Source organism: Pectobacterium sp. CHL-2024 (assembly GCF_044751765.1).
Lineage (GTDB): Bacteria > Pseudomonadota > Gammaproteobacteria > Enterobacterales > Enterobacteriaceae > Pectobacterium > Pectobacterium brasiliense.
On record NZ_JBIXKO010000006.1, the window covers coordinates 177,571 to 200,787 of the forward strand.

Below are 23,217 nucleotides of genomic sequence, written 5' to 3' on the forward strand. Positions count from 1 at the left end.
TGCTGTCCGATTTCATTAAGGAAACGCGCATTATGCAAGGATACCGTGGTTTAGCAAGCCCACTGCCTCGGAAAGTTCCGGTTTACAGCACATTCACTCTGTGCTGGAATCGCTGTCAAACTTTTTATCTGTCGGATAGTGACCCCATTTTATGATGCAAGCGCAACAGTTCGCCCATCAGGTGCTGGACTGGTATCAACGCTATGGCCGCAAAACCCTGCCGTGGCAGCTTGAGAAAACTCCCTATAAAGTATGGCTATCCGAAGTGATGTTGCAACAAACGCAGGTCACCACGGTTATTCCCTATTTCCAACGCTTTATGGAACGCTTTCCGAACGTAAACGCACTGGCGGCAGCCCCGCTGGACGAAGTGCTCCACTTGTGGACAGGGCTGGGCTACTACGCCCGCGCGCGCAACCTGCACAAAGCGGCACAAACTATCGTGTCACGTCACGGCGGCGAATTCCCTACCACCTTTGATGAAGTCGCGGCATTGCCAGGCGTCGGACGTTCCACCGCCGGCGCGGTGCTGTCGCTCGCTCTCGGCCAGCATTACCCCATTCTCGACGGTAACGTGAAGCGCGTGCTGGCACGCTGCTACGCCGTTGACGGCTGGCCGGGCAAGAAAGAGGTCGAAAAGAAACTGTGGGCACGGAGTGAAGACGTCACGCCAGCCGAGGGCGTCAGCCAGTTTAATCAGGCGATGATGGATCTCGGTGCGATGGTCTGTACCCGCAGCCGTCCCAAGTGCGAGCTGTGCCCGCTGAACACCGGCTGCATTGCCTACGCCAACCATAGCTGGGCGCAATACCCCGGCAAGAAACCGAAGCAGACGCTGCCGGAGAAAACCGGCTGGTTCCTGCTGATGCAACAGGGTTCTCAGGTCTGGCTGCAACAGCGCCCTGCCGTCGGCCTGTGGGGCGGGCTATTTTGCTTCCCACAGTTCAGCGAACGTCGGGAATTGGAACTCTGGCTGCAACAACGCGGTCTGAATCCTGATGGATTGCAACAGCTTGTCGCGTTCCGCCATACCTTTAGCCATTTTCATCTGGATATCGTTCCGCTCTGGCTGGGCGTATCGCAGACCGACCGCTCACAAAACCGGTCCTGCATGGATGACGATGCAGGTCTCTGGTATAACTTAGCGCAGCCGCCGTCTGTCGGACTGGCCGCCCCGGTAGAACGCTTGCTGAGGGAGTTGGCTCACCCGCAGTCAACACATTTGAAAGCCTGCGAAATTGATGAGGAAGAAGCATGAGCAGAACGATTTTTTGTACTTTTTTACAACGCGACGCCGAAGGGCAGGATTTCCAGCTCTACCCCGGCGATCTGGGCAAGCGCATCTATAACGAAATTTCCAAAGAAGCCTGGGCGCAGTGGCAAACCAAACAAACCATGCTGATCAACGAGAAAAAACTCAGCATGATGAATGTTGACGACCGTAAGCTGCTGGAACAGGAAATGATCAAATTCCTGTTTGAAGGGAAGGACGTACACATCGAAGGCTATACGCCTCCGAGCCACTGAGATTGCGGGCTTTCGGGCCCGCTTACGTCCCCATTCCGACACGGCTTGTTATATGAAGAAAATGTTAGCTCTGCTGGTGATTGCACCACTGCTGGTTTCCTGTTCAGGAAACAAAGGGAATGCCAACGACGAAGAGTTTCTCAAGGATACCAACGCCTTCGATATTTTGATGGGCCAGTTCGCCAACAACATCGAAAATATCTGGGGGATGAATGAAGTACTGATCGCCGGCCCGAAAGACTACGTCAAATACACCGATCAATATAAGACGCGTAGCCACATCAACTTTGATGCCGGTTCAATCACGATCGAAACCATTTCGGCCACCAATTCCGTTGCCAGCCTGCGCCAGGCGATTATCACGACCCTGCTGATGGGCGATGACGCCAGTAACACCGATCTGTATTCCGACGCTAACGATATTCAAATCAGCCGCGAACCGCTGCTGTACGGACAGGTGCTGGACAACACTGGACAGCCGATCCGCTGGGAAGGCCGTGCCGCCAGCTTTGCAGATTACCTGCTCCAGAACCGTCTGCAAAAACGCACCTCCGGCATGCACGTTATCTGGTCGGTCACGATGCAGCTCGTCCCTAACCATCTGGATAAACGTGCGCACAAATACCTGCCGCTGGTGCGTAAAGCCTCCGAGCGTTACGGTATTGAAGAGTCGCTGATTCTGGCGATTATGCAGACAGAATCGAGCTTCAACCCTTATGCCGTCAGCCGTTCCGATGCGCTGGGTCTAATGCAGGTGGTGCAACACAGCGCAGGACGCGACGTTTTCAAGATGAAAGGGAAATGGGGACAACCGAGCCGTAGTTACCTGTTCGATCCAGAACAAAACATCGACGCGGGTACCGCCTATCTGTCGATTCTTAAGAATAGCTATCTGGCCGGCATTGAGAACCCGACGTCGAAACGCTACGCCGTCATCACCGCGTATAACGGTGGCGCAGGCAGCGTATTGCGCGTCTTCTCCAGCGATCGCGATCGCGCCGTGGGCATTATCAACAACATGTCACCGAGCGATGTCTACCAAACGCTGACGACGAAGCACCCGTCTGGTGAATCACGTCGCTATCTGTACAAAGTGAACACGGCACAGAAAAATTACCGCCGCTAATTCACGCGCACCACAGAACGCCGCGCTACCGAGTTTACTCCGGCAGCGCGGTTTCATCAGACCAGATATCTACAGTAACGTTGTTGATAAACACAATGACCGCGATTCCTTTACCGTTTATTACCGCACTTCTGCTGGTTATTTTGTTTTTTCGCATCCAGTTTCTGGCTATTCACAACCATTCCCATAACAAGAACACCAAAAAACGCAGTGCAACGGCAGAAGCGGTACTCATCGGCGTAAGCTGTCTTGCCCTGACGCTGGTGGCGTTACGCTGGGGCAGTCATGTTGCCTTACCCGTGTTTATTCAACCCGCGATTGCCGCATTGATTCCGCCGCTGCTATGGCTGTGCCTTTTCCCCCACGGCAACAAGGCATCTGAGGACGTAACCCGCAGACATCGACGCGATCTCTGGCATCTGTTACCGCCTTTACTCATCCTTGGCGCAGGCGCCATCCAGAACAGAATAACCGTTCCGCTTATCGATCTGATGCTGGTGAGTATTTACTTCGGTTATGGGGCAGCACTGATTTACCGCGCTCGCCGTCTGCAAACGTCATTACCTAGATGGAAAAGCGCGCCGTTTATCGCCGGGCTGTATGTGCTTATCTCCGGCGCTATCGACACCGTCATTGCTCTGGATATCGCGTTCTACAGCGGCAATAGCGCGACAACCATCATCACCGCATTCCACATCATTATGCTGGTGATATTGACCCTGCTGATCGTCACATACCGCACGTCTGCGCAGGCAGGGCTTGTCGTTCCACCTGACCAGAAGCCTGAAGCCGTACCCGCCACCGAAGACGAACACCAGCTCGCGAAAGCGTTAGATGATTTCATCCGCACTCACGCGCTGTACACCGATCCGGGCATGACGCTTCAGCGCCTGAGCAGGCGTATGGGCATACCGCTCCGACGCCTGTCCGAAACCATCAACCGCGTTCACGGTCGTAATTTCTCGCAGGTGATGAACGAATATCGCATCGAGGAGGCTAAGCGCCTCCTCAGCCAAACAGATGATCGAATCACAGATATCATGCTGGCCAGCGGGTTTCAGACTAAATCAAACTTCAACCGCGAATTTCTGCGGCTAACGGGGGTAAGTCCGAGCGTCTGGCGTAGTCAGTACCCACTTCAGGAACAGACTACGGCTTCCGCCACGCCGCCTGAAGAAAATCGCTGACATCCTTCCCAACTTCCTGATGGATCTGCTCACGGGAACGCTCACCGCCGTCGAGACAAATCATGCCGTCGCCCGGGTTCTCGGCGTTGATGATTTCAACGGCGCCCGGTTTACAAAGCTGCATAAAACTAAAATGCGTTGCGTCGGCAATTTCTTTATACGCTGAATGCGCTGGTGACAGCTTCTGCGCCAGATCGTGGGATTCCAGCCTGGCGGGTAATTCCTCATTGGGATACCCCGCCGCCATAATCAGGACAGGAATGTTTATCGCCGCCAGACTCTCTGCGGTAAACCCTCGCGCCAGCCCCATATCCAGCGAAATCACGGCGCTAATACGTGGATCTGCGAGTGATTTATCAAGCTGCGCAGGCGATGCGGCATTTTTTGCAACCTGCATCTTTTCATACACCTTGCAGGACGCCAGCCCAGCGTGCGTCAGGCAATCCTTCTCAAATTGCTCCGTACTAAAGCGCCCACCAGCCATCTCAAGTACCGTCCATCCTCCCAATGAGTGACCCACGGCGGCAATACGCTTCGCATCAACCTGCCCCGTTTTTTCTGGCGTGGCGAGTAATGCCGTAATCACGCGACTGAGGTCATGAGGCCGTTGCCACAATGCCTGAGCCTTCTCAACTCGCATATCTTTAAAGGTGGTTCCGGGGTGGTTGGGCGCGGCGAGAATATAGCCTTGTTTAACCAACGCCTGTGCCAGCCAAAATTGATTAAACCAACTCCCGCCGTAGCCGTGTGAAACGACAATCAAGGGATGCTCACCGGACTCAGGCACGGCATTTTTACTCACGGCGATGCCGGGAAAAACAATATTTTCACCAATGGTTGTCGTCTCCGATGGTGATGAAGCCGGATAAAATACGGCGACGTCCAACGGCCTGTTAGTGGCCTCATCCGCTAACGTTATTTGTTGAAACCCAATGCCCGTGTTTGCCATCACAGCAAAGCTGAGTAGTAAGTTCGTAAGTAGTCCTATCGTGATACGCCATGTCATACCTATTTCTCCGAAGTTTCTGCACTGTGAAAAATAGCATTTATAACAATGACTTTCTTGCCGATGCGACCTAAAACGCCATTTAGTACCTCTGTTTAATACACAAAAAACTACGGCCAGCATGTGCTGGCCGCATTCCCTGATATTGGCGCAAAATTTACCCGCCTTCTTTCCTGCTTTAGGAAGTCCGTTGGGTATAGAACCAAAAAAGTCTGTTAACGCTTAATTTTTTTGAATTGCTGTGTAGTAGCCGTTAACGCGGTTTCTGTCGGCAGCCGCTCCATAGAGCTGGCACCGTAAAAACCATCGCACTGCGGGCAGTGATCCATAATGAACTGTGCGTCCTGCGGTGTTGAAATCGGTCCGCCGTGGCACAGCACAATCACATCCTTACGGATGGATTTCGCTTCATCCGCCCAGTGATTAATCAACGGCACGCAATCCGCCAGATTAAGTGCGGTTTCCGCCCCAATGTTGCCGCCGGTGGTTAACCCCATGTGCGGCACAATAATATCCGCCCCCGCTTTCGTCATCGCGACGGCATCTGCCGCACTGAACACGTAAGGCGTGGTCAGCATGTCTTTTTCATGCGCCAGACGAATCATGTCCACTTCCAGCGCATATCCCATGCCGGTTTCTTCCAGATTGGCGCGGAAATTACCGTCAATCAGACCAACGGTTGGGAAGTTCTGCACGCCAGAAAAACCCAGCGCTTTCAGGTCATCCAGAAACTTATCAAACTGACAGAAAGGATCGGTTCCATTTACGCCCGCCAGCACTGGCGTGTGCTTCACAACGGGCAGCACCTCTTTCGCCATATCCACAACAATCTCATTCGCATTGCCGTAAGCCAACAGGCCAGCCAGCGAACCTCGTCCCGCCATGCGATAGCGCCCGGAGTTGTAGATCACGATCAGATCGATACCGCCCGCTTCTTCACATTTCGCGGAAAGGCCTGTTCCTGCACCACCGCCGATAATCGGTTCGCGGCGCGCGATCATTTCGCGGAATTTTGCCAGCAGTTCCTGACGATTCATGCCTGACTTCATACTTTTTCCCTTCTTATTTCACTAATTCCCGAAACGCATCAACAGCGGCATGGGCAAATAAAGGATCGTTAATATGGAAAGGCAGACGAATAATCTGTCGTCTTGCCGTTTGCTGCACGACGCTCTCCAGCGTGCTGATAAACGCGTCGCGTGCTTCCGGGTGCCAGAATGCCTGATCCGGTGCATCCAGCGCGGAGAAGCCACCTTCCGGAATCAGGAAGCGCACCTCGCCTTCACAGCGGTTCAGCTTCTCCCCAATCCAGCGCGCCATCGCGATATTTTCATCTATCGTCGTCCGCATCAGGGTGACCTGCGCGTTGTGGTTGTAGAACAGGCGATGCGCGTATTTCTCCGGCACGCTGGCGGGAGAACCAAAATTCACCATATCCAGCGCGCCGCAGGACGCCACGTAAGGCACCTGCGTCTTGGCTATCGCATCAAACCGTTCCGGTCCGCAGGCCAGCACGCCATCAAACAGTAAATCGCACACCTCAGTCGTGGTGAGATCGAGCACACCAGTGAGCAAATGGCTGTCCACCAGCTTTTCCATCGCTTTCCCACCGCTGCCCGTCGCGTGAAAGACCAGACAGTCAAACTCCGCTTCCAGCAATGCACTGGCTTCCTGAATGCACGGCGTCGTGACACCAAACATGGTCAGGCCAATCGCGGGCTTATCGTCATGATGTTCCTGAATATGAAACTTCACGGCGCCGGCGATCTGGTGCGCGGCGTTGCCGAGAACCTGACGAGAAATGCGGTTCAGGCCCGCCACATCGGTAACGGAATACATCATGCTGATATCGCTGGCACCGATGTAACCAGAGATATCGCCGGAAGCCATCGTCGAGACCATCAGCTTCGGCATACCAATCGGTAACGCCTGCATCGCGGGCGTAATCAGCGCGGTTCCGCCGGAGCCGCCGAGACCCAGCACCCCGGCAATATCATCGCGGGACAGCATGAAGTGCTCAAACGCAACGGCCATGGCGCTAATTGCCTGCCCTCTGTCATGGCAAAACACCGCCGATGCGCCCTGCGGATGGTAAGAGGCCACCGTTGCGGCGCTGATATCTGTCGCCTCTGACACCCGTGTATCTGCTGACGGCGGTGTCGTTGACAGATCGACCGTGACGGTTTTTAAGCCCGTAGCGGCAATCAGATCGCGGACGTAAATCTGTTCTTTTCCTTTAGTATCAGCGGTACTTGCAATATAAACGCTGCCAACTTCACTTCCCACTTGGTATCCCTCCCACCGTTAGAAAAAAAATTAACAGATTGATATAAATGATAATTACAAGAAACAAAAAACAGATAAGATTAATTTGTCGCCATATTGAGACTTGAGTATCAGAAAGACAAACCATTAAATACCCAAATGAGACAAAAGTCTCAAAATGTTATGTATGGCATTACATTAACAGTAAGAAAGCTTGACGTGGCACAAGAATCACTCAATTTGCTATAGTTCAGGCGACAACGCCGTGCTGCCCGATAGCGTCCGGCCCGAAAATTCAATGAGGTCTATGTGATTGAACGGGATGAAAAACTGACATCAACACGGGCGAAAACCCGTCGTTTACTAATTGATACTGCCATGAATATGTTCGATCAAGGCATATTCCCTTCCATTACGGATGTTGCCGCTGCGGCTCAGCTTTCACGCGCGACAGCCTACCGCTATTTTCCGACGCAAAGTGCGTTAGTCTCCGCCGTTGTCGGTGAAAGCCTCGGTCCGATTCTGGCGTGGCACCCGACACAGCCGGATGCCAGCGAACGCGTTGCCGAACTGCTGCGCTTTGCTTACCCAAGGATGCTGGAACATGAAGGTGCGCTGCGTGCCGCACTGCATCTGTCACTGCAACAATGGGCCGATCGCCGCTCTAATCGCCTGCATACAGATACGCTGACGCGCGGCAATCGTAAACGCCTGCTCAAGATTGCTACTGAACCGCTGGAAGGGAAAATCACGCCGGAAGCACAACAGCGGGTGATTTATGCCTTATCGCTTATTTATGGTTCGGAGGTTTTCCTGGTGCTGAAAGATATCTGGCATCTGGAAGAAGATGGCATTCAGGATGTCACGCAGTGGGTCGCCAAAGCCATTTTACGGCAGGCGGAAGAAGACGCCGCACAGGCAGCTTCACAGAAAACCTAACGAACACATTTATGCTGCGTCCCGCCCTGTCACCGGATACGCAGCAACGGAAGAACACACGTTGCCAAGGGAACACATGATGCTGAAAGGTAAACGCGCGATTGTCACCGGCGGTGGCCGCGATTTTGGACAAGCGGTATCCGTCTGGCTGGCTCGCGAAGGGGTGAAGGTCGATCTTTGCGCCCGCAAACTGGCTGATGCGCAGGCCAGCGCCGACATCATTCATCAGGAAGGCGGCACGGCACGCGCGTATCAGTGCGATATTGCCAACCCTGATTCGGTCAGAGATTTTTCCGCACAGCTGCTGGAAGACAGCACGCCCGTCGATATTCTGGTACTCAGCGCCGCCCAATGGCTGGAAGGCGCATTGGGGGAAGAAGACACCGATACGGATATCGTCAGCACTATCAACTCCGGCCTGACCGGTTCTATCCTGCTCACCAAAGCGCTATTGCCAAGCTTACGCCGTTCACAGGGTGCCGACATTCTGGCGATGGTTTCCGTCTGCGGCATCCCGCAGTTCCACGACTCTATCGCCCACCCCGCCTTCTTCGCCGCCAAGCACGGTATGAGCGGTTTTAGCCAGAATCTTGCGCATCATGTCGCACAGGAAAATATCCGCGTGACGGGATTTTATCCACCAGATTTTGAGGTCACCGGCTTTGATGACAATCCCGCTAGCGGGGAAAAAATGGGCGAGCATCTGCTGAACGCCCGCTCGATATGGGAAACCATGCGTTTCGTGCTCATCCAGCCGCGCAGTTGCCATATCAACGCTATCCATTTTCAGGGGCCGACGCGCGCAGATGTAGGCGCGTAAACTGTCGCTTTTTTGCTTTTCCCGTCCTGGATTTGATCGCCTAACCGGGGCGGTAATATTTCCCGTCTGATACCCCGCACCCCACACCATCACGCTCTGACACACTTTCCTTCTCTCCATTTTTTGCCACAGCACACAGGAAAAGGTAGCATCGCTGCCGTTGTTTTCTGCCATGCGGCGGACAGGAATGTCCGACATAAAACAAATGTCACAGGCGAAAACATAACCAATTGAATTCGAAATAATAATAGCGAACGCATCGCCAAGAGATGCGTGATAGACAGGAAAGCACGGACACCAATGACACAACATTCCTCCCCTCATGGCGAGCGTCAGGCCGCCGAGCAACGTCTCCACGAAAAGGGTTATCACCAAAGTCTCGGCAATCGCCATGTGCAGATGATCGCCATTGGCGGCTCCATCGGCACCGGGCTGTTCCTTGGCGCAGGTGCGCGTCTGCAAATGGCAGGGCCAGCGCTGGCGCTGGTCTATCTGGTTTGTGGCATTTTCTCCTTTTTCATCCTGCGCGCGCTGGGTGAACTGATCGTGCATCGCCCCACCAGCGGCAGCTTCGTGTCGTACTCGCGTGAGTTTCTGGGGGAAAAGGCCTCCTACGTGGCAGGCTGGATGTACTTCCTCAATTGGGCGATGACCGGGATCGTCGACATCACCGCCGTCGCGCTCTACATGCACTATTGGGGCACGTTTGCCGATGTCCCGCAGTGGCTGTTCGCGCTGGGTGCACTGTCCATCGTCACGTTGATGAACCTGATTGGTGTGAAGTGGTTTGCCGAAATGGAGTTCTGGTTTGCACTGATTAAGGTCGCAGCCATCGCCATTTTTCTGGTGGTCGGCACGGTTTATCTCGGTACCGGCAGCCCGTTGGATGGCAACACGCCCGGCCTGCACCTGATTACCGATAACGGCGGCCTGTTCCCGCACGGCATTCTGCCCGCTCTGGTGCTGGTTCAAGGAGTAATATTTGCCTTTGCCGGTATCGAGATCATCGGCACCACCGCAGGCGAATGTAAAAATCCAGAGCAGGTGCTGCCGAAAGCGGTCAATAGCGTCATCTGGCGTATCGGTCTGTTCTACGTCGGATCCGTCGCGCTGTTGGTTTGCCTGCTACCGTGGAACGCGTATCAGGCAGGACAAAGCCCGTTCGTGACCTTCTTCAGCAAGCTGGGCGTTCCCTATATCGGCACGATCATGAATATCGTGGTGCTGTCCGCCGCGCTGTCCAGCCTGAATTCCGGTTTGTACTCGACGGGACGCATCTTGCGCTCGCTGTCGCTGGGTGGTTCGGCTCCCGCTTTCCTGTCGAAAATGAGCAACCAGTCCGTTCCCTATACCGGTATTTTAGTCACGGTCGGCATCCACATTATCGGCGTGGTGCTGAACTACGTGGTGCCGTCGCAGGTATTCGAGATTGTCCTGAATATCGCCTCGCTCGGTATTATCTGCTCCTGGGCATTCATCATTCTGTGTCAGATGCAGCTGCGCAAAGCGATTCGTCAGGGGAAAGCCAAGCCGGTGGCGTTCAAAATGCCCGGTGCGCCTGTGACATCATGGCTGACGCTGGCTTTTCTGGTGAGTGTGCTGGGATTGATGGCGTTTGATTACCCGAACGGTACCTGGACGGTTGCGACAATTCCGGTACTGGCGATCATGCTGATTATCGGCTGGCGCGCGCTGAAAAAGCAGCGTGAAGCCGTGAAGCTCGCCGACCCGCAGGAATCCAGCCTGCGTTAAGACAGAAAAAACTCAGGCTCGTTTCCGAGCCTGAGTGTCTTAGCTTACCGCTATCCGTAATTACTGTTCTACCACGTAACCGTACAGGCGCTTGCTGCCATCTTCTTCTGCGACGCTGTAAACGCCCTGCAATTCCGGCGAGAAGCCCGGCAGCAGGTTAATGCCCGCTTCCAGCGCCAGAAAATAGCGCTGTACCGCCCCGCCCCAGGTTTCCCCCGGCACGACACACAGTACGCCCGGCGGATACGGCAATGCGCCTTCCGCTGCGATACGCCCTTCTGCTTCGTCGATAGGAATCAGCTCGATATTCCCGCGCACAAATTCCCTGTTGGCATCCTGTGGCAACATCACCACGGATGGAAACTCGGTTTTGCGGAACATCGCTTTTTGCAGATCTTTCACGTTGTGCTGAGCGTAAAAATCATGCATTTCCTGACACAGCCGACGCAGCCGGTAACCGCGATAGCGCTCTTTGTATTTTTGATACAGGCTAGGCAGCACTTCACTCAGCGGTGCATCGCGGGCGATCAGCGTCTCGAAATGCACCAGCGCATTCACCAGTTCCTGCATTTTTGCAGCGTCTTCCGCTGGCGTTAGCAGGAACAGGATCGAGTTCATGTCGCATTTTTCAGGGATGATGCCGTGCTCGCGCAGGTAGTTGGCCAGAATCGTCGCCGGAATACCAAATTCGGTATAATCGCCGCTGATCGCATCAATACCCGGCGTTGTCAGCAGTAACTTGCAAGGATCGATAAAATACTGATCCTCCGCGTATCCTTCGAACGCATGCCATTTCTCGCCCGGCTCAAAATTGAAGAAGCGCACGTCCTGCGCGATGGTCTCCGTATCGTGATCCTGCCAAAGCGCCCCGCCCACCGTCACAGGCACGAACGGTTTGATGAGCGAACAACGCGTCAGCAGCTGCTTACGCGCCTCAATGCCCAGCTTCACGCAGTCCATCCACATACGACGCCCGCTTGCCCCTTCGTGCATTTTGGCATTGACGTCTAGCGCGGCGAACAGCGGGTAAAACGGGCTGGTCGAGGCGTGCAGCATAAAGGCGTTATTCAGCTGCTTATGGTTGCAGAAACGGCGCTGACCTTTGATGTGCGTATCTTTTTTGTGGATCTGCGAGGTCTGGGAGAAGCCGGCCTGCTGCTTATGTACCGACTGCGTCACGAAAATGCCCGGATCGTTCTCATTCAGATCCAGCAACAGCGGCGAACACTGCTCCATCATCGGGATAAACTGCTCATAGCCGACCCAGGCGGAGTCAAACAGAATGTAGTCGCACAGGTGCCCGATGCTATCGACGACCTGACGCGCGTTATAAATCGTGCCGTCATAGGTGCCAAGCTGAATGACGGCCAGACGGAACGGGCGCGGCTCGTTGGCGCGTTCCGGCGCGACTTCCGCGATCAGCTTGCGCAGATAGGCTTCATCAAAACAGTGCGCATCCACGCCGCCGATAAAGCCGAACGGGTTACGCACGGTTTCCAGATAAACTGGCGTCGCACCCGCCTGAATCAGCGCGCCGTGATGGTTGGATTTATGGTTGTTGCGGTCAAACAGCACCAGATCGCCGCGCGCCAGCAGCGCGTTCGTCACCACTTTGTTCGCCGAGGAGGTACCGTTCAACACGAAATAGGTTTTATCGGCATTAAACACGCGCGCAGCGTGCTTCTGCGCCTTCTTCGCCGCCCCTTCGTGGATCAGCAAATCGCCCAGTTTGACGTCCGCGTTACAGATGTCCGAACGAAACACGTTCTCACCGTAAAACTCAAAAAACTGACGCCCCGCCGGGTGCTTGCGGAAGAACTGACCGCCCTGATGCCCTGGGCAGGCAAACGTCGTGTTTTTCATGTTGACGTATTTGGTCAACGTATCGAAAAACGGTGGCAACAGCGTATCCTGATAGGCTTTCGCCGCTCGCTCCAGCACGTTGGCGTGCTCGCCGTCGTCATCAAGAACCAGCCATTCGCTGCCCGCAGGCAGAACATCCAGCTCTTTATCTTCATCAGGCTCTTCGACAAACGCCGGAATACTAAAACCGGTGTGCTGCAATATCGACAGAATACCGCTACGGGCTTCCTCAATAGAAACCACGACCGCCGCCACATCCGTGAAATCGGTCTGACTCAACGCGACAATCTCGCGCGTTGTGATTAAACGGGTGGCAACCGCTGCATTCGCCGCAATTTTTAACTGTTTCATGTAACCAAACCCAAACGGTTAAAGGTAAGTGTACGTGCCTGGAAGACACCGTTCAGGGATAACAATCCCGACCAATCACAATGCCAATCAATAACGACAAGCGTATGATCCCTACAGGTAAACTGTAGGCTAAGAATGGAAAAACTGGAGCCAGCACCATCCGATAGACATCAGTAAAAGCAGAGGCGTACTCTATTTTTACTCATGCCTAACAGCGAGCGAACGAACGCCTCACCGCATGGTGAAGGAGGATAATCGACGGGGAGAAAAGTAAACCGTGCAGCGGTGAGAAGAAGAAACGCGCAGCGACGTCATCAACGAACTGGCGCGAGCATGCGACACCATGAGCAATGAATCTGACATATCGGCGATCCTCTTTAGCTAACGCTAACTACGCTTAAAGGGGCGTTCAGGTGAACGAGACGTTAAAAACCGCGCAATAGTGGCATTATTCTTCATCAAATTCAACAATCCAGCCCGCACTCAACACGGTAAAAGTGCAACGAAACATGCCGCGCGAATCAGAAATAAACATTACCACGCTAAGCGTGCTGAAAGGATCGCCAGAAACTGGCGAGTAAATAATACAATTGCCTGAAAATAGCGCAGGCGCTCCGCTTTGTGACAGAAACCCATTGACGCCACGTGGCCAATACGGTTTAATGCGCCCCGTTGCCCGGATAGCTCAGTCGGTAGAGCAGAGGATTGAAAATCCTCGTGTCCTTGGTTCGATTCCGAGTCCGGGCACCACTAATTTAAAGAAACCAGCCTAACGGCTGGTTTTTTGCTTTTGGGGATTGGGTTCTGAACTGGGTCTCGTTCTCTACGAGCGCTATCTATCCCGCCTCCCCTTCCCCATGATTCGAGCCCATACTCTGATAGCGTGACGGCCAGATCTCCTCCGGCTGCTTTCCCAATGCGCAGGCAATTAATCTCTCACCTTTAGGCCAATGCCTTGTTAAGAAATTATCTATGGGGTTGAATCGATGGCTTCTGTTTACTCTGATGAATATCAAATCGTTATCAAGGCATTACGTGAAGCACGCATTGCCAAAGGGATCACGCAGGTAAACCTGGCGCTAGCGCTGGATCGCCCTCAATCGTTTATCGCCAAGGTTGAGAACGGGGAAAGAAGGTTAGACATTGTAGAATTCATCCATATCGCCCGTTTACTTTCTCTAGAACCCGCCAGCATTATTGCTAAGATCCCTGCAAAATATAAAGCGCTTGGTTAAAGAGGAACACGGCAATGAAACGCCGGATTAGCATTGCCGTGGGCAAAGACGATTATCAGGTTCTGAGTACTGCCGGAGTCAACATTTCTGGTCTGGTGAATAACGTCATAGGCAAAGAAGTCCGCCGCATCAAAACTGAAGTGTGGAAGAAGGAAAACCGCGAAGGAATGGGAGAAGTCGCCCAATTGATCGCACAAAATGGTTCCTTTGCGGATGAAAATAGGAACTGGTGATCGTGTAATTCGTTGCTTCTCAATATAAATGATCCAGCTATTACAAAGCGTTTGTCGATGTACAAAACGATATTTTCGAGACACCAAAGCGGCGTATAGTCATTCCGCTTATAGATGCACATCACCTGTCTGAGAAAGTGAATAAAACGTTGTTTCCTCTGATTCGCATCGACGGCGAAGATTATCAGTTGATGACCACTGAACTATCGAGCGTTCCCGTTGAGGTCATTGGTGAGGTTATCGCGGATCTTGGTGAGTATGCTGATGAGATTAAGGATGTGATTAATCTTATATTTTGGGGGATTTGAGATGCATCAATAGCATTTGAATCGAATCTTATGTGTAACGGTTCTGCGAAATGGACTTTCAGGCTATACATTAAAAATGTGAATAGTGCACACACGTTCACTTAGTCGCACACTGGAAAGATAAAATACCCTTTTGGTAAGAAAATGGTTTATTTAACTAATTTTTATTAAATAGCTCATGAAAAAACAAATCAAACAGTAAATTATAAATACATCAATTTATTTTTGTGATTTATAATTAATAAAATATTAAATTATTTATTAAAAACGATCTCTAGCAATTTAATTTTATTTAATATATAATTAGATTTTTAACAAAAAACAACTCATTCGAGAAATAATATTATGATGGATAACTCTAAATTGATTGAGTTAGTTTCTAGGAAATTATTTAATTGGATAGGCTATCCAATCTTTAAAGAACTATTCTTAGATAATAGCACAAGCCCTGTATATATATCCGGAGGAGCACTTCGGAATTCAATAATGAAAACCGATAATGAGATTAAAGACTATGATTTCTTTATTGACACTGAAGATTATTATGAAAAAATAAGAACACTTAAAAAATATGGTAAGGTTTTAGAAACCCCGTATGGAGCTCCTCGATGGTATCCTGAAAATTGTAGTATTTATGCCGATATAATGCCAATAAATTCATTTACCCCAGGTTTGTGGAAATGTTTAGACATTACAGATGTTCTCAATCAGTTTGATTTTACAATGAACGCGATTGCATTAGAATTGAGAACACTAAAACTATTTGATCCAGTTAATGGAATAAGAGACGCCTCGGAAAAAAAGCTTAAGATGGTTAGATTTGATTATCCCACAGGTCCTTTCCTTTATGGTCAGAAAATAGATAGGAATGCTGTATTATGGATACGAGCAATACATTACGCAAGTGTATACAATCTAGAAATTGAACCAATCACATTTTCATGGATGAAAAAAAATAGGGAATTTAAAGATAGCATACATCTTTTTTCGGAAGTTTTTTTCAAACCAGAACAAGATTTTTTGCTAAAAGGGCTAATCTGATCATGGAAAAGAAAATATTAAATAAACTTCCTCCATTTCCATGCCGTATTATTCCTGAAATAATACGGCATGCTACTGGCAAGGAAGTTATTACCTTCGAACCAATACCAATAGGCGTAATGACATATAAAACATTATGTAAAACAAAAGATAATTTTAAATATATTTTAAGAGTGTATCCTCATGGTAGAGAAGACGTGTTAGAAAAGGAATTACAGATAATAGCACGCTGTAGAGAATTAGGGTTATCAGTTCCTAATATTATAGCAACCTCTTTGAATGGTCCAGATATAGGGTTGAGGTATTTTGTTTACCCGAGAATAGAAGGAATGATGCTTTCATCATATCTTAAAACTAAAAACCCTCAAATTGATTACATAGGGAATCAGCTAATAGCCATATTTGACAAACTATCATCATTACAAATAAAAAATTCAGGGGAGTTGATAAATGGCTACAGTGCGAATTATTCATATTGGAGTGAATTTTTAGCAGACTCAATAGAAAATGGCCGAAATGCTTTTTATAATAGTAATTGCATCCCTAAAGAAAAAGTAAGACAAGTGGAAGATATGGTTATATCCTGTCTAAAAACCCCCATTACATCTGATAATTATTTTATATGGGGAGATACAGGCATTGACAATATACTAGTTGAAAAAAACGGAAAAATATCTGGACTAATAGATTTTGAAAGTTGCTTATCCGGCCCCAAAAATTGTACTCTTGGATATTTTTTGAATACACTAACACCTAAAATTAAAACTCATGAATCGCTAGCTAACCATTTAGTAAGTAAAAGCAATGCGTTAAATGAAGAAATTTATTCTTTTAGCCTATTGAGAGCATATAGATTAGCTAAATTCATTAATAGACCACTTCCTACAGGAATAAAAAGAGATCTTTTGATTGATATATTCCCGGGGTTAAAATGGGCATCTGATTTTTTCACTGACAAAATAGGTGTAGCATAAGAATGAGCGAATACTCAACTCAAAAAGAGAAGGCATCATTATATTTAATTTTATTATTCATAAGTATAGCTGTTGTTTATGGCACACTAAAATGCATAGAAATACTACAAAGCAAGCAAGTCGAGTTATTATCGGCACCTTTTACTCCTTCAGAAAATTTCGATTATTCAGCCATACCATCATTTATTTATTTTAATCATGATAAAAATGAATTTTTTATCAAAGGGGCATTAACAGGAGAGAACGAAGAAAAAATATTTATAATTGCCACATCTAAGTGTCAAGGAGATAAGATTCAGTGCATATCTTTTTCAATGTTTAAATCAGCATTAACATTAATCATTTCAAAATCAGATAATCTAAAAAACAAATTATCAGAGTTGATATTTTACATTGCATTATTAGGAGGGGCGTTGGGTTCTATCTTGAGGCTTTTTATAGATTTTGTTGGTAATGCCTCATATAAAAACACATTGGATTTTAAACGGTGGTGGCCACTATATTTTACGAGGCCAATTACAGGTTCAATCCTAGGATTAATAGTTGTAGTATTATTAAAATCAAATATAATTTCATTAACATTAAATACCAGCCACCCAGAGTCATTATGGTGGTTGGGTTTATCCATTATTTCTGGATTCGGTACAATTGATGCAACAGAAAGATTAAGATTGACTTCAAAAGCAATTTTTGGCGAAAATAAAAAAGAGTAATAGAGTAATAGAGTAATCAAACCCCCTCCTTCTGATATAATACATCACAAGGAGGATAATTTTAACTTAAAAAACCGCCAAACATCACCACCACAGAATAATCATGAATAAACGATGGTTTTCCCTGTAAAGTTTTTATTATACACCCCCAAAATATACGCATTATACTATCAAAAAAATAAAAATCACCACCGTATATATGAGTATTCAGCTCAACAGTAAGCATCCAATAAAACGAACCATTCATTTTTTGAGATTCACGGGCACAATATTAATGTCAAATTGATACCCCCCCACCAAATCCCCCAACGTTACCATCAACATCATCGGATCGATCGGCGAAGGTTCAAACCCCACGCGTAGGTAAAATTCCCGCGCTTCATCAGATAGCGCATGAACCAGCGTCCCGCGAATGCCGATAGTATCCGCCACCTGAATAACCCTCAGCCCGGCATCACGCACCAGCGCCCGGCCAACACCCTGACCATGCAATGATTTATCTACCGCCAGACGTCCCAGTACTACCACTGGAATCGGATCGGGCATATTGCGGCGAAAGCGTCCGGGGGCGGCATTCGTTGCCACAGCACGGGAAGCCAATGAGTAATACGCCAACACTTTTGAATCATCGCAACTGACGAAAGTTCATGATGCACCAGTGACCTGATTTTTCATCCCCCGTTGTTTTAGCCAGTTGTCCATGGACTCCACGCCACAGCAGAATGAGGAAAATTCATGCTTGGCATGAAATAGCTCAGGGACGGAGATCATTTTTTCTGTTCCCACGGATCGGGCGTTTGCATGGTTTTACGCAATGCAGCATTCGGTGAGGCGACCTGATCCAAGCGGGCGAGGAATTCCTGATAAGCGTCAGGATCAGCCATGATGATGCGCTGATCGATAAGGTCGCGTTCGGCAGGTTTGATGCATAAATTCAATGTTTCGCGTTTAACAGAAACGCTATTCGTGGCTGGCATGATGTTATCTCTGGCACACGATTTGGATATTAATTACACAGATAACGTAACACTAATGTCATTACGATTTATCGACGTCGCAGGAAATTGAACCGAAGGAACGAGCCGGACATTTCTTTATCGCATGTGGCCCATTATTTTAGTAGACAGCAGAAGGCGACCCGCTGTCACATGACATTCGCATAGAAATGAGCATACACACTCAATTCAATTCCCTGGTTCCATACCCTACGACCACCTTTCCGGCAGCAAGGCTTTTTGTTACCACGGTTCCCGCGCCGACTTTTACGTTATCACCTAATGTAATGCCGCCTAGCAGAATGGCATTGGCACCAAGCTCCACCTGATTACCCAGTACCGGGCTTTTGGTGACATGACCTTCACGGTTTATCACGCTACCAATGGTGACCCCCTGCCGTAATGTACAGTTCGCCCCGATGATTACATCGGAATTCACCACAATACAGTGCGGATGATATATTTTCAGCCCAAAACCGATTTGAGTTCTGTGCGGAATTTCCACACAGAACAGCCACTCATTAATCACTTTATTCAGGACAACAAAAGGAACGCTGATAATTTTCAGCAGCGCGTTTGATGACTGGTAAATGGTTGAAAGGCGAAACAGCAGTATGACTAGTTTAGCTTTAATACTGCCCGCCGCTTTTATTTCACACCATACATGGCCGATATTTTTCAGCATATGAATATCTATTCTTAATTCCGTGCTCAGCGCACCGTTACCGTGGAAATTCGATACCAACCGTCAGCTTGCTTGCCCTCGTTGGCGAGATTAATTCGCGATACTCCCTTTGCGTCCAGCATCGCCATTTCAATATTATACTGCCCAGCTGGCAGCGCTTCCGGCATCGCCAATTGGTAGACGAAGGTATGCTGCCCTGGCAACCAAGTGCGGATGTCATCAGCCGTTTTTCCCATACTCATTACGGTGTTGGCATCATTCACCACACGATAGGCCACATCATATTTCAGATAAATGGGCGCTACGCCGTCGTTAAACCACTGCTGGTTTAACGTCAGGCTCTGCCCTTGTGCCAGTTCAGACTCATGAGTTAACGAGGCCAGGCGAAAACGATAGCCGAGTTTGGTCAGCGCGTTATCCACAATGTCCCGATATTCCGTCGGCACGCTGCGCGATTTCAGATTAATGGTGCTGGCATGCTGTGCCAACGCCCAGTCAAAGGCCACCTGCACTTGCGCACGAGTATAGTGCTGCACGCTCTGCCACTCCGACATATGACCACAGATTTCCAGACTCACCGGCGCACGTTGCCACGCAGCGCTAAAATTGGGATAAAGCGCCTCCGCGTTTTGCAGCCGCTGCGGGTAATCATCTTGCATGTGGCTCCATGTAGTCGAAAAATTATGCCAGTCTCCCCAGCAATCCGCGCGCCATCCAGCACCTTGCTTCACTGCGTTGGCCAACGTGTCGCCGCCGTTAATGAGCATAATTTTTGGGCTGTTGGGAAACGCGGCAAAATACATTTCCACGTACTTATCCAACTGAGCTGATGTGTAGCGTTCAATCAGCGGCGTAATGGTCGGGAAATTGGTGTTGTGCCACTCGCCCCATGACCCCACCAACCCAATATCGATATAAGCCAAATTCGAATTACCGTCATAGCGCTGCCCAAAAGCATTAAGCAAACGCTGGCTGTATTCGATAAACACCGGGTCGTCCAGATCCGGCGCAAAGGTTTTTTTGTCCGGCGTCCATTCACCCTTGATGCCTTTTTGGATCAGCCAGTCAGGAATCTTTGAACCACTGGCAGGCTCATCAAGCGCCATAAAGCGCAACCCCACGTTCATCGGCGGTTGATGCTGGCTAGCCAGTTCGAAAATAACGTCCACAGCTTGAAAATTATATTGGCCTTCTACCGGTTCGAGTTCATTCCAGTACAAGCGATCGTATTCAATGCCGGTGTCGGGATAATCAGCCAGCGACAACGTTGTACCATTACCCTTGTTAAAGCTGGCGACGCCAGTACCTGGGTTCGTTAGCGGGCCAGTTAGCCCTCTGGGGGTGACGGTCGTCATCACGCCATCGGCCACACCCAATACAGAAAATAGCAAACCTCCTACAGCGATAATTTTACAATGCACTTATGACTCCTTATTTCCACATCAGCAGAAACCGGAGGTCAGTGATCCTTCAGGCTGAGCCACCAATCCCAAATTCCTAAGTGGAAATGTGGGAAAATATCAATACCCAAGGCAGACTTAATCATGTAAAGCATCAATAGCGCCGCAAGCATGCAGGACAAGCCAGTAAACAGAATCAACACAGTCAGCAGTATGCGAAATAGCGTTGACTCTTTGCGTGGACGCTTGCGGTGATCCAGACCGAACAAAAAAACGAAGTAATAGCGCCTGTTCAAAAAAGGGAAACTCTTACGCACGTCGACCCAATGCATTGAAGATGCCGTAATCGACATCACCGCCTGCTCAACAGCCAGCCGCTGTTCCGAGGTCAGCTCTGTATCGGTTTTTCCATCAAGGGCTTCATAGAAGCGCTCAATGACTAACGGGCGTTTATTCGATTCATTCACTATTAACCTATTGATTTGTTTACTGCGGTGTAAACGGTCATCGTTTTTTCCGCGATGTGTTGCCAATTATACCTTTGTAAATATTCAGAGTAATCAACAGATAACGATTTAGAGCGCAACGTGATTTTTTCGGATAAATCAGCCACATCTCCTACATTGAAATACGTTTCTGGCGCTAATTTCACCTCCAGATTGGCTGGAATATTGCTGACCACGACAGGCAATGAGAATGACATGGCCTCCAGCAACGCAATGGGTAACCCTTCATGATATGACGACATCACAAAGAGTGATGCCTGTGAGAAAACAGTTTGTAGTTCCTGGCCGGTTAAAAATCCGGTCAGGATCACATTCGGGGTTTCATGGGCTAACTGTTTTAATCGCATGCTATACGCAGTGGGGTGATCGGCATCGCCAACCAAAACCAGTGGCATCGTAACGCCCGATTGCCGATAGGCCGCGATAAGATCATGCAGGCCTTTTTCTTCCACGAAGCGGCCAACCGCAACCAAATAGTGTTGTGGCTGAAGAGAAAAACGCACCAATGTTTGATGGATAACGTCCGCAGTAAGTCGCTGGGGTAGATTCACACCGTTATAGATAAGATGGGCATCATTGCGACCATATTTCTGCTTGATCATATTATTAATCACTTCGGAGATCACAATCACTTCATTGGCATATTTCACGGCAACCTTTTCACCCAGCAATAAAACTTTCTTTGCCAGGAATCCCCATTTATGGCGGTCATAGTCTGGGCCATGATGAGTAAAAACCACTTTTTTACCCAGCAAACGCAAAAGCGGCACCACCAGACCCGGGCCAATAGCGTGAACATGCACCACCGTGGACTGATCAAAGCAGGTGATAAATGCCGCCAGCACCGAATGAACGATAGCCTCTAATGAACGCTTTTTCGGCGACAGTAAAGCGCGAGTCATCACGCCTCGATATTGTGATTTTTTATAATTCACATAAGGTGAACGTGCGAGAACGCAAATATCCACGTCGAATTGCTTTTTAATCGTCGGATATAAATTTTGGCAATGTGTTTCCACACCACCCAACACGTTTGGAATACCACGTGTTCCCAGAACGGTAATTTTCGTAGTCATATTATTTTTCGATTACTATTTCCCGATAAAGCGCCAATAGAGATTCTGTGTGTTTACGTAATGAATATTTTTCGCGAAGACGTTGGCGCGCATTTAATCCCATTTCTCTGGCTTTTTGCGGATTCACAGCCAGGTCATCCAGCACATCGGCTAATGCCTGCACATTGCCGGGTTCGAATAAAATGCCGTCTATCTTATCGCGAATTTGTTCAGGTATACCGCCAATACGCCCGCCTACCACCGGTTTAGCAAATGCCATCGACTCCAGTACCGACATTGAACAGTTTTCATAGTATTCGGAAGGAACCACCACCGCGCGTGCATATTTAATCAGCCGGTTAAGTTCTTCGCCCTGCTGTTTGTAACCCAGGAATTCCGCATGCGGAAATTGCGCGACCAAATCGTTATACAGCGGCCCGCTGCCCGCAATTTTTAACGGAATTTTATTCCGCATTTGCTGATGCGCCCTGGCAAGCGTAGCAACGCCTTTCTCCCGACTCAGGCGACCAATAAACAGCAAATAACCGTCGTCTTTAACATCCTCCGCCGGCAGGCTGTCATTAATGCCGTTCACAATCACGTCAATACGAACATTCGGCAGTTTGCGCATTAATTGGTTACGCAGAAATTCGCTGGGCGAAACGATCACATCCAGCGCCTGATAGTTTTTGGCAATATTCTGCCAGGCGCCTTCTAACGAAAGCAGCAGACTTTTCGATGCAGAACCTTGCTGGCACCGATATTTAAAAGCGTTAAATACCGAACCGGTTAAACACGCGTCACAGACTTTGCCATCGCGCAGCATGGTGTACGAAGGGCAGATAATCTTGTAGTCATGAGCCGTTAACACGGTTTTACACCCAAACTGACGGGCAATTTTAATCAACGACGGCGTGAGCTGGTGGTAGATATTGTGAAAATGAACAATATCCGGTTTTTCTTTACGCAATAACACCAGCAATTTATTACATGCCTCAGCATTATGAATAAAGTTAACCGCGGTTTTAATTGCCCCAATCGCGTTGCTGTTTTGATGATAATCCACATTACTGACAAAATAGGGCGCGTAGTCTGACGGGAAGTTATTTTCATGCTGCATAGAGAAAGCGATAACGTCAACGCCAGCCTTTTTCAACATATCAATCTCTTGAAAATAAACCGTTTCAGCGCCGCCCTTAATATAGAAAAATTTATTGACCAATAAAACTTTCATCA

At 49.1% G+C, this 23,217-nt stretch carries 23 protein-coding genes, 1 tRNA gene and 3 pseudogenes; 14 read left to right on the plus strand and 13 right to left on the minus strand.

The window, feature by feature from the left end; all coding sequences use genetic code 11:
- Positions 1-151: 151 nt before the first annotated feature.
- The 4 genes from mutY to ACIPUG_RS11805 all read left to right on the plus strand — a co-directional run bounded on the left by mutY (position 152) and on the right by ACIPUG_RS11805 (position 3,840).
- Positions 152-1,258, plus strand: coding sequence for an A/G-specific adenine glycosylase (mutY, locus tag ACIPUG_RS11790; RefSeq protein ID WP_400338494.1), 1,107 nt, complete (start codon positions 152-154; stop codon positions 1,256-1,258).
- Positions 1,255-1,527 carry an oxidative damage protection protein gene (locus ACIPUG_RS11795; RefSeq protein ID WP_005975842.1) on the plus strand — a complete coding sequence of 91 codons (273 nt, stop codon included), beginning with the start codon at positions 1,255-1,257 and terminating at the stop codon, positions 1,525-1,527. The genes mutY and ACIPUG_RS11795 overlap by 4 nt, the downstream gene beginning before the upstream one ends.
- 52 nt (positions 1,528-1,579) lie before the next feature.
- The gene (mltC, locus tag ACIPUG_RS11800) at positions 1,580-2,653 is read left to right on the plus strand and encodes a membrane-bound lytic murein transglycosylase MltC (RefSeq protein WP_010282844.1); all 1,074 of its coding nucleotides are present in this window, start codon (positions 1,580-1,582) and stop codon (positions 2,651-2,653) included.
- Positions 2,654-2,748: 95 nt separating this feature from the next.
- Positions 2,749-3,840 (plus strand): helix-turn-helix domain-containing protein, encoded by a 1,092-nt coding sequence (locus ACIPUG_RS11805; protein WP_400338496.1) that lies wholly within the window; start codon positions 2,749-2,751, stop codon positions 3,838-3,840.
- On the opposite strand, the gene ACIPUG_RS11810 is transcribed toward ACIPUG_RS11805, so the two are convergent.
- From ACIPUG_RS11810 to ACIPUG_RS11820, 3 genes are all read right to left on the minus strand, one after another.
- On the minus strand, positions 3,803-4,846 hold the full coding sequence (locus tag ACIPUG_RS11810; protein ID WP_400338497.1) for an alpha/beta hydrolase family protein: 1,044 nt from the start codon (positions 4,844-4,846) through the stop codon (positions 3,803-3,805). The genes ACIPUG_RS11805 and ACIPUG_RS11810 overlap by 38 nt on opposite strands.
- 215 nt (positions 4,847-5,061) lie before the next feature.
- Positions 5,062-5,895, minus strand: a complete 834-nt coding sequence (locus tag ACIPUG_RS11815) for a phosphoenolpyruvate hydrolase family protein (protein ID WP_014914381.1) — start codon at positions 5,893-5,895, stop codon at positions 5,062-5,064.
- A 13-nt stretch (positions 5,896-5,908) separates the two neighbouring features.
- A complete protein-coding gene (locus ACIPUG_RS11820) occupies positions 5,909-7,132 on the minus strand; it encodes a Tm-1-like ATP-binding domain-containing protein (protein ID WP_039525043.1) in 1,224 nt (407 codons plus the stop codon).
- 288 nt (positions 7,133-7,420) lie between these two features.
- Here ACIPUG_RS11820 and ACIPUG_RS11825 point away from each other — a divergent pair, with 288 nt between their 5' ends.
- From ACIPUG_RS11825 to ansP, 3 genes are all read left to right on the plus strand, one after another.
- The gene (locus ACIPUG_RS11825; RefSeq protein ID WP_010282824.1) at positions 7,421-8,050 is read left to right on the plus strand and encodes a TetR/AcrR family transcriptional regulator; all 630 of its coding nucleotides are present in this window, start codon (positions 7,421-7,423) and stop codon (positions 8,048-8,050) included.
- Positions 8,051-8,129: 79 nt separating this feature from the next.
- Complete coding sequence (locus ACIPUG_RS11830) at positions 8,130-8,870, plus strand: SDR family oxidoreductase (protein ID WP_400338555.1); 741 nt, start codon at positions 8,130-8,132, stop codon at positions 8,868-8,870.
- A 300-nt stretch (positions 8,871-9,170) separates the two neighbouring features.
- Entirely contained in the window at positions 9,171-10,622 is a 1,452-nt protein-coding gene (ansP, locus tag ACIPUG_RS11835) for an L-asparagine permease (protein WP_400338499.1), read from the plus strand.
- Between the two features lie 60 nt (positions 10,623-10,682).
- Here the strand turns inward: ansP and ACIPUG_RS11840 are convergent, their stop codons facing one another.
- Positions 10,683-12,836: an ornithine decarboxylase gene (locus ACIPUG_RS11840; protein ID WP_277455956.1), complete on the minus strand. Its 2,154-nt coding sequence runs from the start codon at positions 12,834-12,836 to the stop codon at positions 10,683-10,685.
- A 231-nt stretch (positions 12,837-13,067) separates the two neighbouring features.
- Positions 13,068-13,199, minus strand: a complete 132-nt coding sequence (locus tag ACIPUG_RS11845; RefSeq protein WP_275900134.1) for a hypothetical protein — start codon at positions 13,197-13,199, stop codon at positions 13,068-13,070.
- 311 nt (positions 13,200-13,510) lie between these two features.
- Here ACIPUG_RS11845 and ACIPUG_RS11850 point away from each other — a divergent pair.
- Positions 13,511-13,586 (plus strand) — tRNA-Phe (locus ACIPUG_RS11850).
- An 86-nt stretch (positions 13,587-13,672) separates the two neighbouring features.
- On the opposite strand, the pseudogene ACIPUG_RS11855 reads toward ACIPUG_RS11850, so the two are convergent.
- Positions 13,673-13,804: pseudogene (locus ACIPUG_RS11855) on the minus strand (helix-turn-helix domain-containing protein); the annotation flags it as partial.
- An 18-nt stretch (positions 13,805-13,822) separates the two neighbouring features.
- Between ACIPUG_RS11855 and ACIPUG_RS11860 the strand changes: the two are divergent.
- The 6 genes and pseudogenes from ACIPUG_RS11860 to ACIPUG_RS11885 all read left to right on the plus strand — a co-directional run bounded on the left by ACIPUG_RS11860 (position 13,823) and on the right by ACIPUG_RS11885 (position 17,340).
- Positions 13,823-14,071, plus strand: a complete 249-nt coding sequence (locus ACIPUG_RS11860) for a helix-turn-helix domain-containing protein (protein ID WP_400338502.1) — start codon at positions 13,823-13,825, stop codon at positions 14,069-14,071.
- A gap of 14 nt (positions 14,072-14,085) precedes the next feature.
- On the plus strand, positions 14,086-14,304 hold the full coding sequence (gene ccdA / locus ACIPUG_RS11865; protein ID WP_104213206.1) for a type II toxin-antitoxin system antitoxin CcdA: 219 nt from the start codon (positions 14,086-14,088) through the stop codon (positions 14,302-14,304).
- Between the two features lie 32 nt (positions 14,305-14,336).
- Positions 14,337-14,612 (plus strand): annotated as a pseudogene (locus ACIPUG_RS11870) (CcdB family protein); the annotation flags it as partial.
- A gap of 345 nt (positions 14,613-14,957) precedes the next feature.
- Complete coding sequence (locus ACIPUG_RS11875) at positions 14,958-15,653, plus strand: hypothetical protein (protein WP_400338504.1); 696 nt, start codon at positions 14,958-14,960, stop codon at positions 15,651-15,653.
- 2 nt (positions 15,654-15,655) lie between these two features.
- A complete protein-coding gene (locus ACIPUG_RS11880) occupies positions 15,656-16,627 on the plus strand; it encodes an aminoglycoside phosphotransferase family protein (protein ID WP_104213204.1) in 972 nt (323 codons plus the stop codon).
- Positions 16,628-16,629: 2 nt separating this feature from the next.
- Positions 16,630-17,340, plus strand: coding sequence for a hypothetical protein (locus ACIPUG_RS11885; protein WP_146074767.1), 711 nt, complete (start codon positions 16,630-16,632; stop codon positions 17,338-17,340).
- Positions 17,341-17,583: 243 nt separating this feature from the next.
- Here ACIPUG_RS11885 and ACIPUG_RS11890 read toward each other — a convergent pair.
- The 7 genes and pseudogenes from ACIPUG_RS11890 to ACIPUG_RS11920 form a co-directional block, all read right to left on the minus strand.
- Positions 17,584-18,111 (minus strand): annotated as a pseudogene (locus ACIPUG_RS11890) (GNAT family N-acetyltransferase).
- Positions 18,108-18,317 carry a DUF1778 domain-containing protein gene (locus ACIPUG_RS11895; protein WP_400338507.1) on the minus strand — a complete coding sequence of 70 codons (210 nt, stop codon included), beginning with the start codon at positions 18,315-18,317 and terminating at the stop codon, positions 18,108-18,110. The pseudogene ACIPUG_RS11890 and the gene ACIPUG_RS11895 overlap by 4 nt, the downstream one beginning before the upstream one ends.
- A gap of 202 nt (positions 18,318-18,519) precedes the next feature.
- Positions 18,520-19,020 carry a serine acetyltransferase gene (locus tag ACIPUG_RS11900; protein WP_039510887.1) on the minus strand — a complete coding sequence of 167 codons (501 nt, stop codon included), beginning with the start codon at positions 19,018-19,020 and terminating at the stop codon, positions 18,520-18,522.
- A 26-nt stretch (positions 19,021-19,046) separates the two neighbouring features.
- On the minus strand, positions 19,047-20,441 hold the full coding sequence (locus ACIPUG_RS11905) for a DUF4832 domain-containing protein (RefSeq protein ID WP_400338509.1): 1,395 nt from the start codon (positions 20,439-20,441) through the stop codon (positions 19,047-19,049).
- A 38-nt stretch (positions 20,442-20,479) separates the two neighbouring features.
- Complete coding sequence (locus tag ACIPUG_RS11910; protein ID WP_039461791.1) at positions 20,480-20,887, minus strand: hypothetical protein; 408 nt, start codon at positions 20,885-20,887, stop codon at positions 20,480-20,482.
- A gap of 2 nt (positions 20,888-20,889) precedes the next feature.
- Positions 20,890-22,002 carry a glycosyltransferase family 4 protein gene (locus ACIPUG_RS11915; protein WP_400338511.1) on the minus strand — a complete coding sequence of 371 codons (1,113 nt, stop codon included), beginning with the start codon at positions 22,000-22,002 and terminating at the stop codon, positions 20,890-20,892.
- Position 22,003: 1 nt separating this feature from the next.
- Positions 22,004-23,215 (minus strand): glycosyltransferase family 4 protein, encoded by a 1,212-nt coding sequence (locus tag ACIPUG_RS11920; protein WP_400338557.1) that lies wholly within the window; start codon positions 23,213-23,215, stop codon positions 22,004-22,006.
- Between the last annotated feature and the right edge of the window lie 2 nt (positions 23,216-23,217).

Excerpts from the sequence above, each read along its gene's own strand:
- ACIPUG_RS11830 (WP_400338555.1), top strand. The coding sequence starts at position 8,130 with ATGCTGAAAGGTAAACGCGCGATTGTCACCGGCGGTGGCCGCGATTTT.
- ACIPUG_RS11810 (WP_400338497.1), bottom strand. The coding sequence starts at position 4,846 with ATGACATGGCGTATCACGATAGGACTACTTACGAACTTACTACTCAGC.
- ACIPUG_RS11795 (WP_005975842.1), top strand. The coding sequence starts at position 1,255 with ATGAGCAGAACGATTTTTTGTACTTTTTTACAACGCGACGCCGAAGGG.
- ACIPUG_RS11805 (WP_400338496.1), top strand. The coding sequence starts at position 2,749 with ATGACCGCGATTCCTTTACCGTTTATTACCGCACTTCTGCTGGTTATT.
- ACIPUG_RS11840 (WP_277455956.1), bottom strand. The coding sequence starts at position 12,836 with ATGAAACAGTTAAAAATTGCGGCGAATGCAGCGGTTGCCACCCGTTTA.
- mltC (WP_010282844.1), top strand. The coding sequence starts at position 1,580 with ATGAAGAAAATGTTAGCTCTGCTGGTGATTGCACCACTGCTGGTTTCC.
- ACIPUG_RS11880 (WP_104213204.1), top strand. The coding sequence starts at position 15,656 with ATGGAAAAGAAAATATTAAATAAACTTCCTCCATTTCCATGCCGTATT.
- ansP (WP_400338499.1), top strand. The coding sequence starts at position 9,171 with ATGACACAACATTCCTCCCCTCATGGCGAGCGTCAGGCCGCCGAGCAA.
- ACIPUG_RS11915 (WP_400338511.1), bottom strand. The coding sequence starts at position 22,002 with ATGACTACGAAAATTACCGTTCTGGGAACACGTGGTATTCCAAACGTG.
- mutY (WP_400338494.1), top strand. The coding sequence starts at position 152 with ATGATGCAAGCGCAACAGTTCGCCCATCAGGTGCTGGACTGGTATCAA.
- ACIPUG_RS11815 (WP_014914381.1), bottom strand. The coding sequence starts at position 5,895 with ATGAAGTCAGGCATGAATCGTCAGGAACTGCTGGCAAAATTCCGCGAA.
- ACIPUG_RS11860 (WP_400338502.1), top strand. The coding sequence starts at position 13,823 with ATGGCTTCTGTTTACTCTGATGAATATCAAATCGTTATCAAGGCATTA.
- ccdA (WP_104213206.1), top strand. The coding sequence starts at position 14,086 with ATGAAACGCCGGATTAGCATTGCCGTGGGCAAAGACGATTATCAGGTT.
- ACIPUG_RS11900 (WP_039510887.1), bottom strand. The coding sequence starts at position 19,020 with ATGCTGAAAAATATCGGCCATGTATGGTGTGAAATAAAAGCGGCGGGC.
- ACIPUG_RS11920 (WP_400338557.1), bottom strand. The coding sequence starts at position 23,215 with ATGAAAGTTTTATTGGTCAATAAATTTTTCTATATTAAGGGCGGCGCT.
- ACIPUG_RS11875 (WP_400338504.1), top strand. The coding sequence starts at position 14,958 with ATGATGGATAACTCTAAATTGATTGAGTTAGTTTCTAGGAAATTATTT.
- ACIPUG_RS11885 (WP_146074767.1), top strand. The coding sequence starts at position 16,630 with ATGAGCGAATACTCAACTCAAAAAGAGAAGGCATCATTATATTTAATT.
- ACIPUG_RS11845 (WP_275900134.1), bottom strand. The coding sequence starts at position 13,199 with ATGTCAGATTCATTGCTCATGGTGTCGCATGCTCGCGCCAGTTCGTTG.
- ACIPUG_RS11895 (WP_400338507.1), bottom strand. The coding sequence starts at position 18,317 with ATGCCAGCCACGAATAGCGTTTCTGTTAAACGCGAAACATTGAATTTA.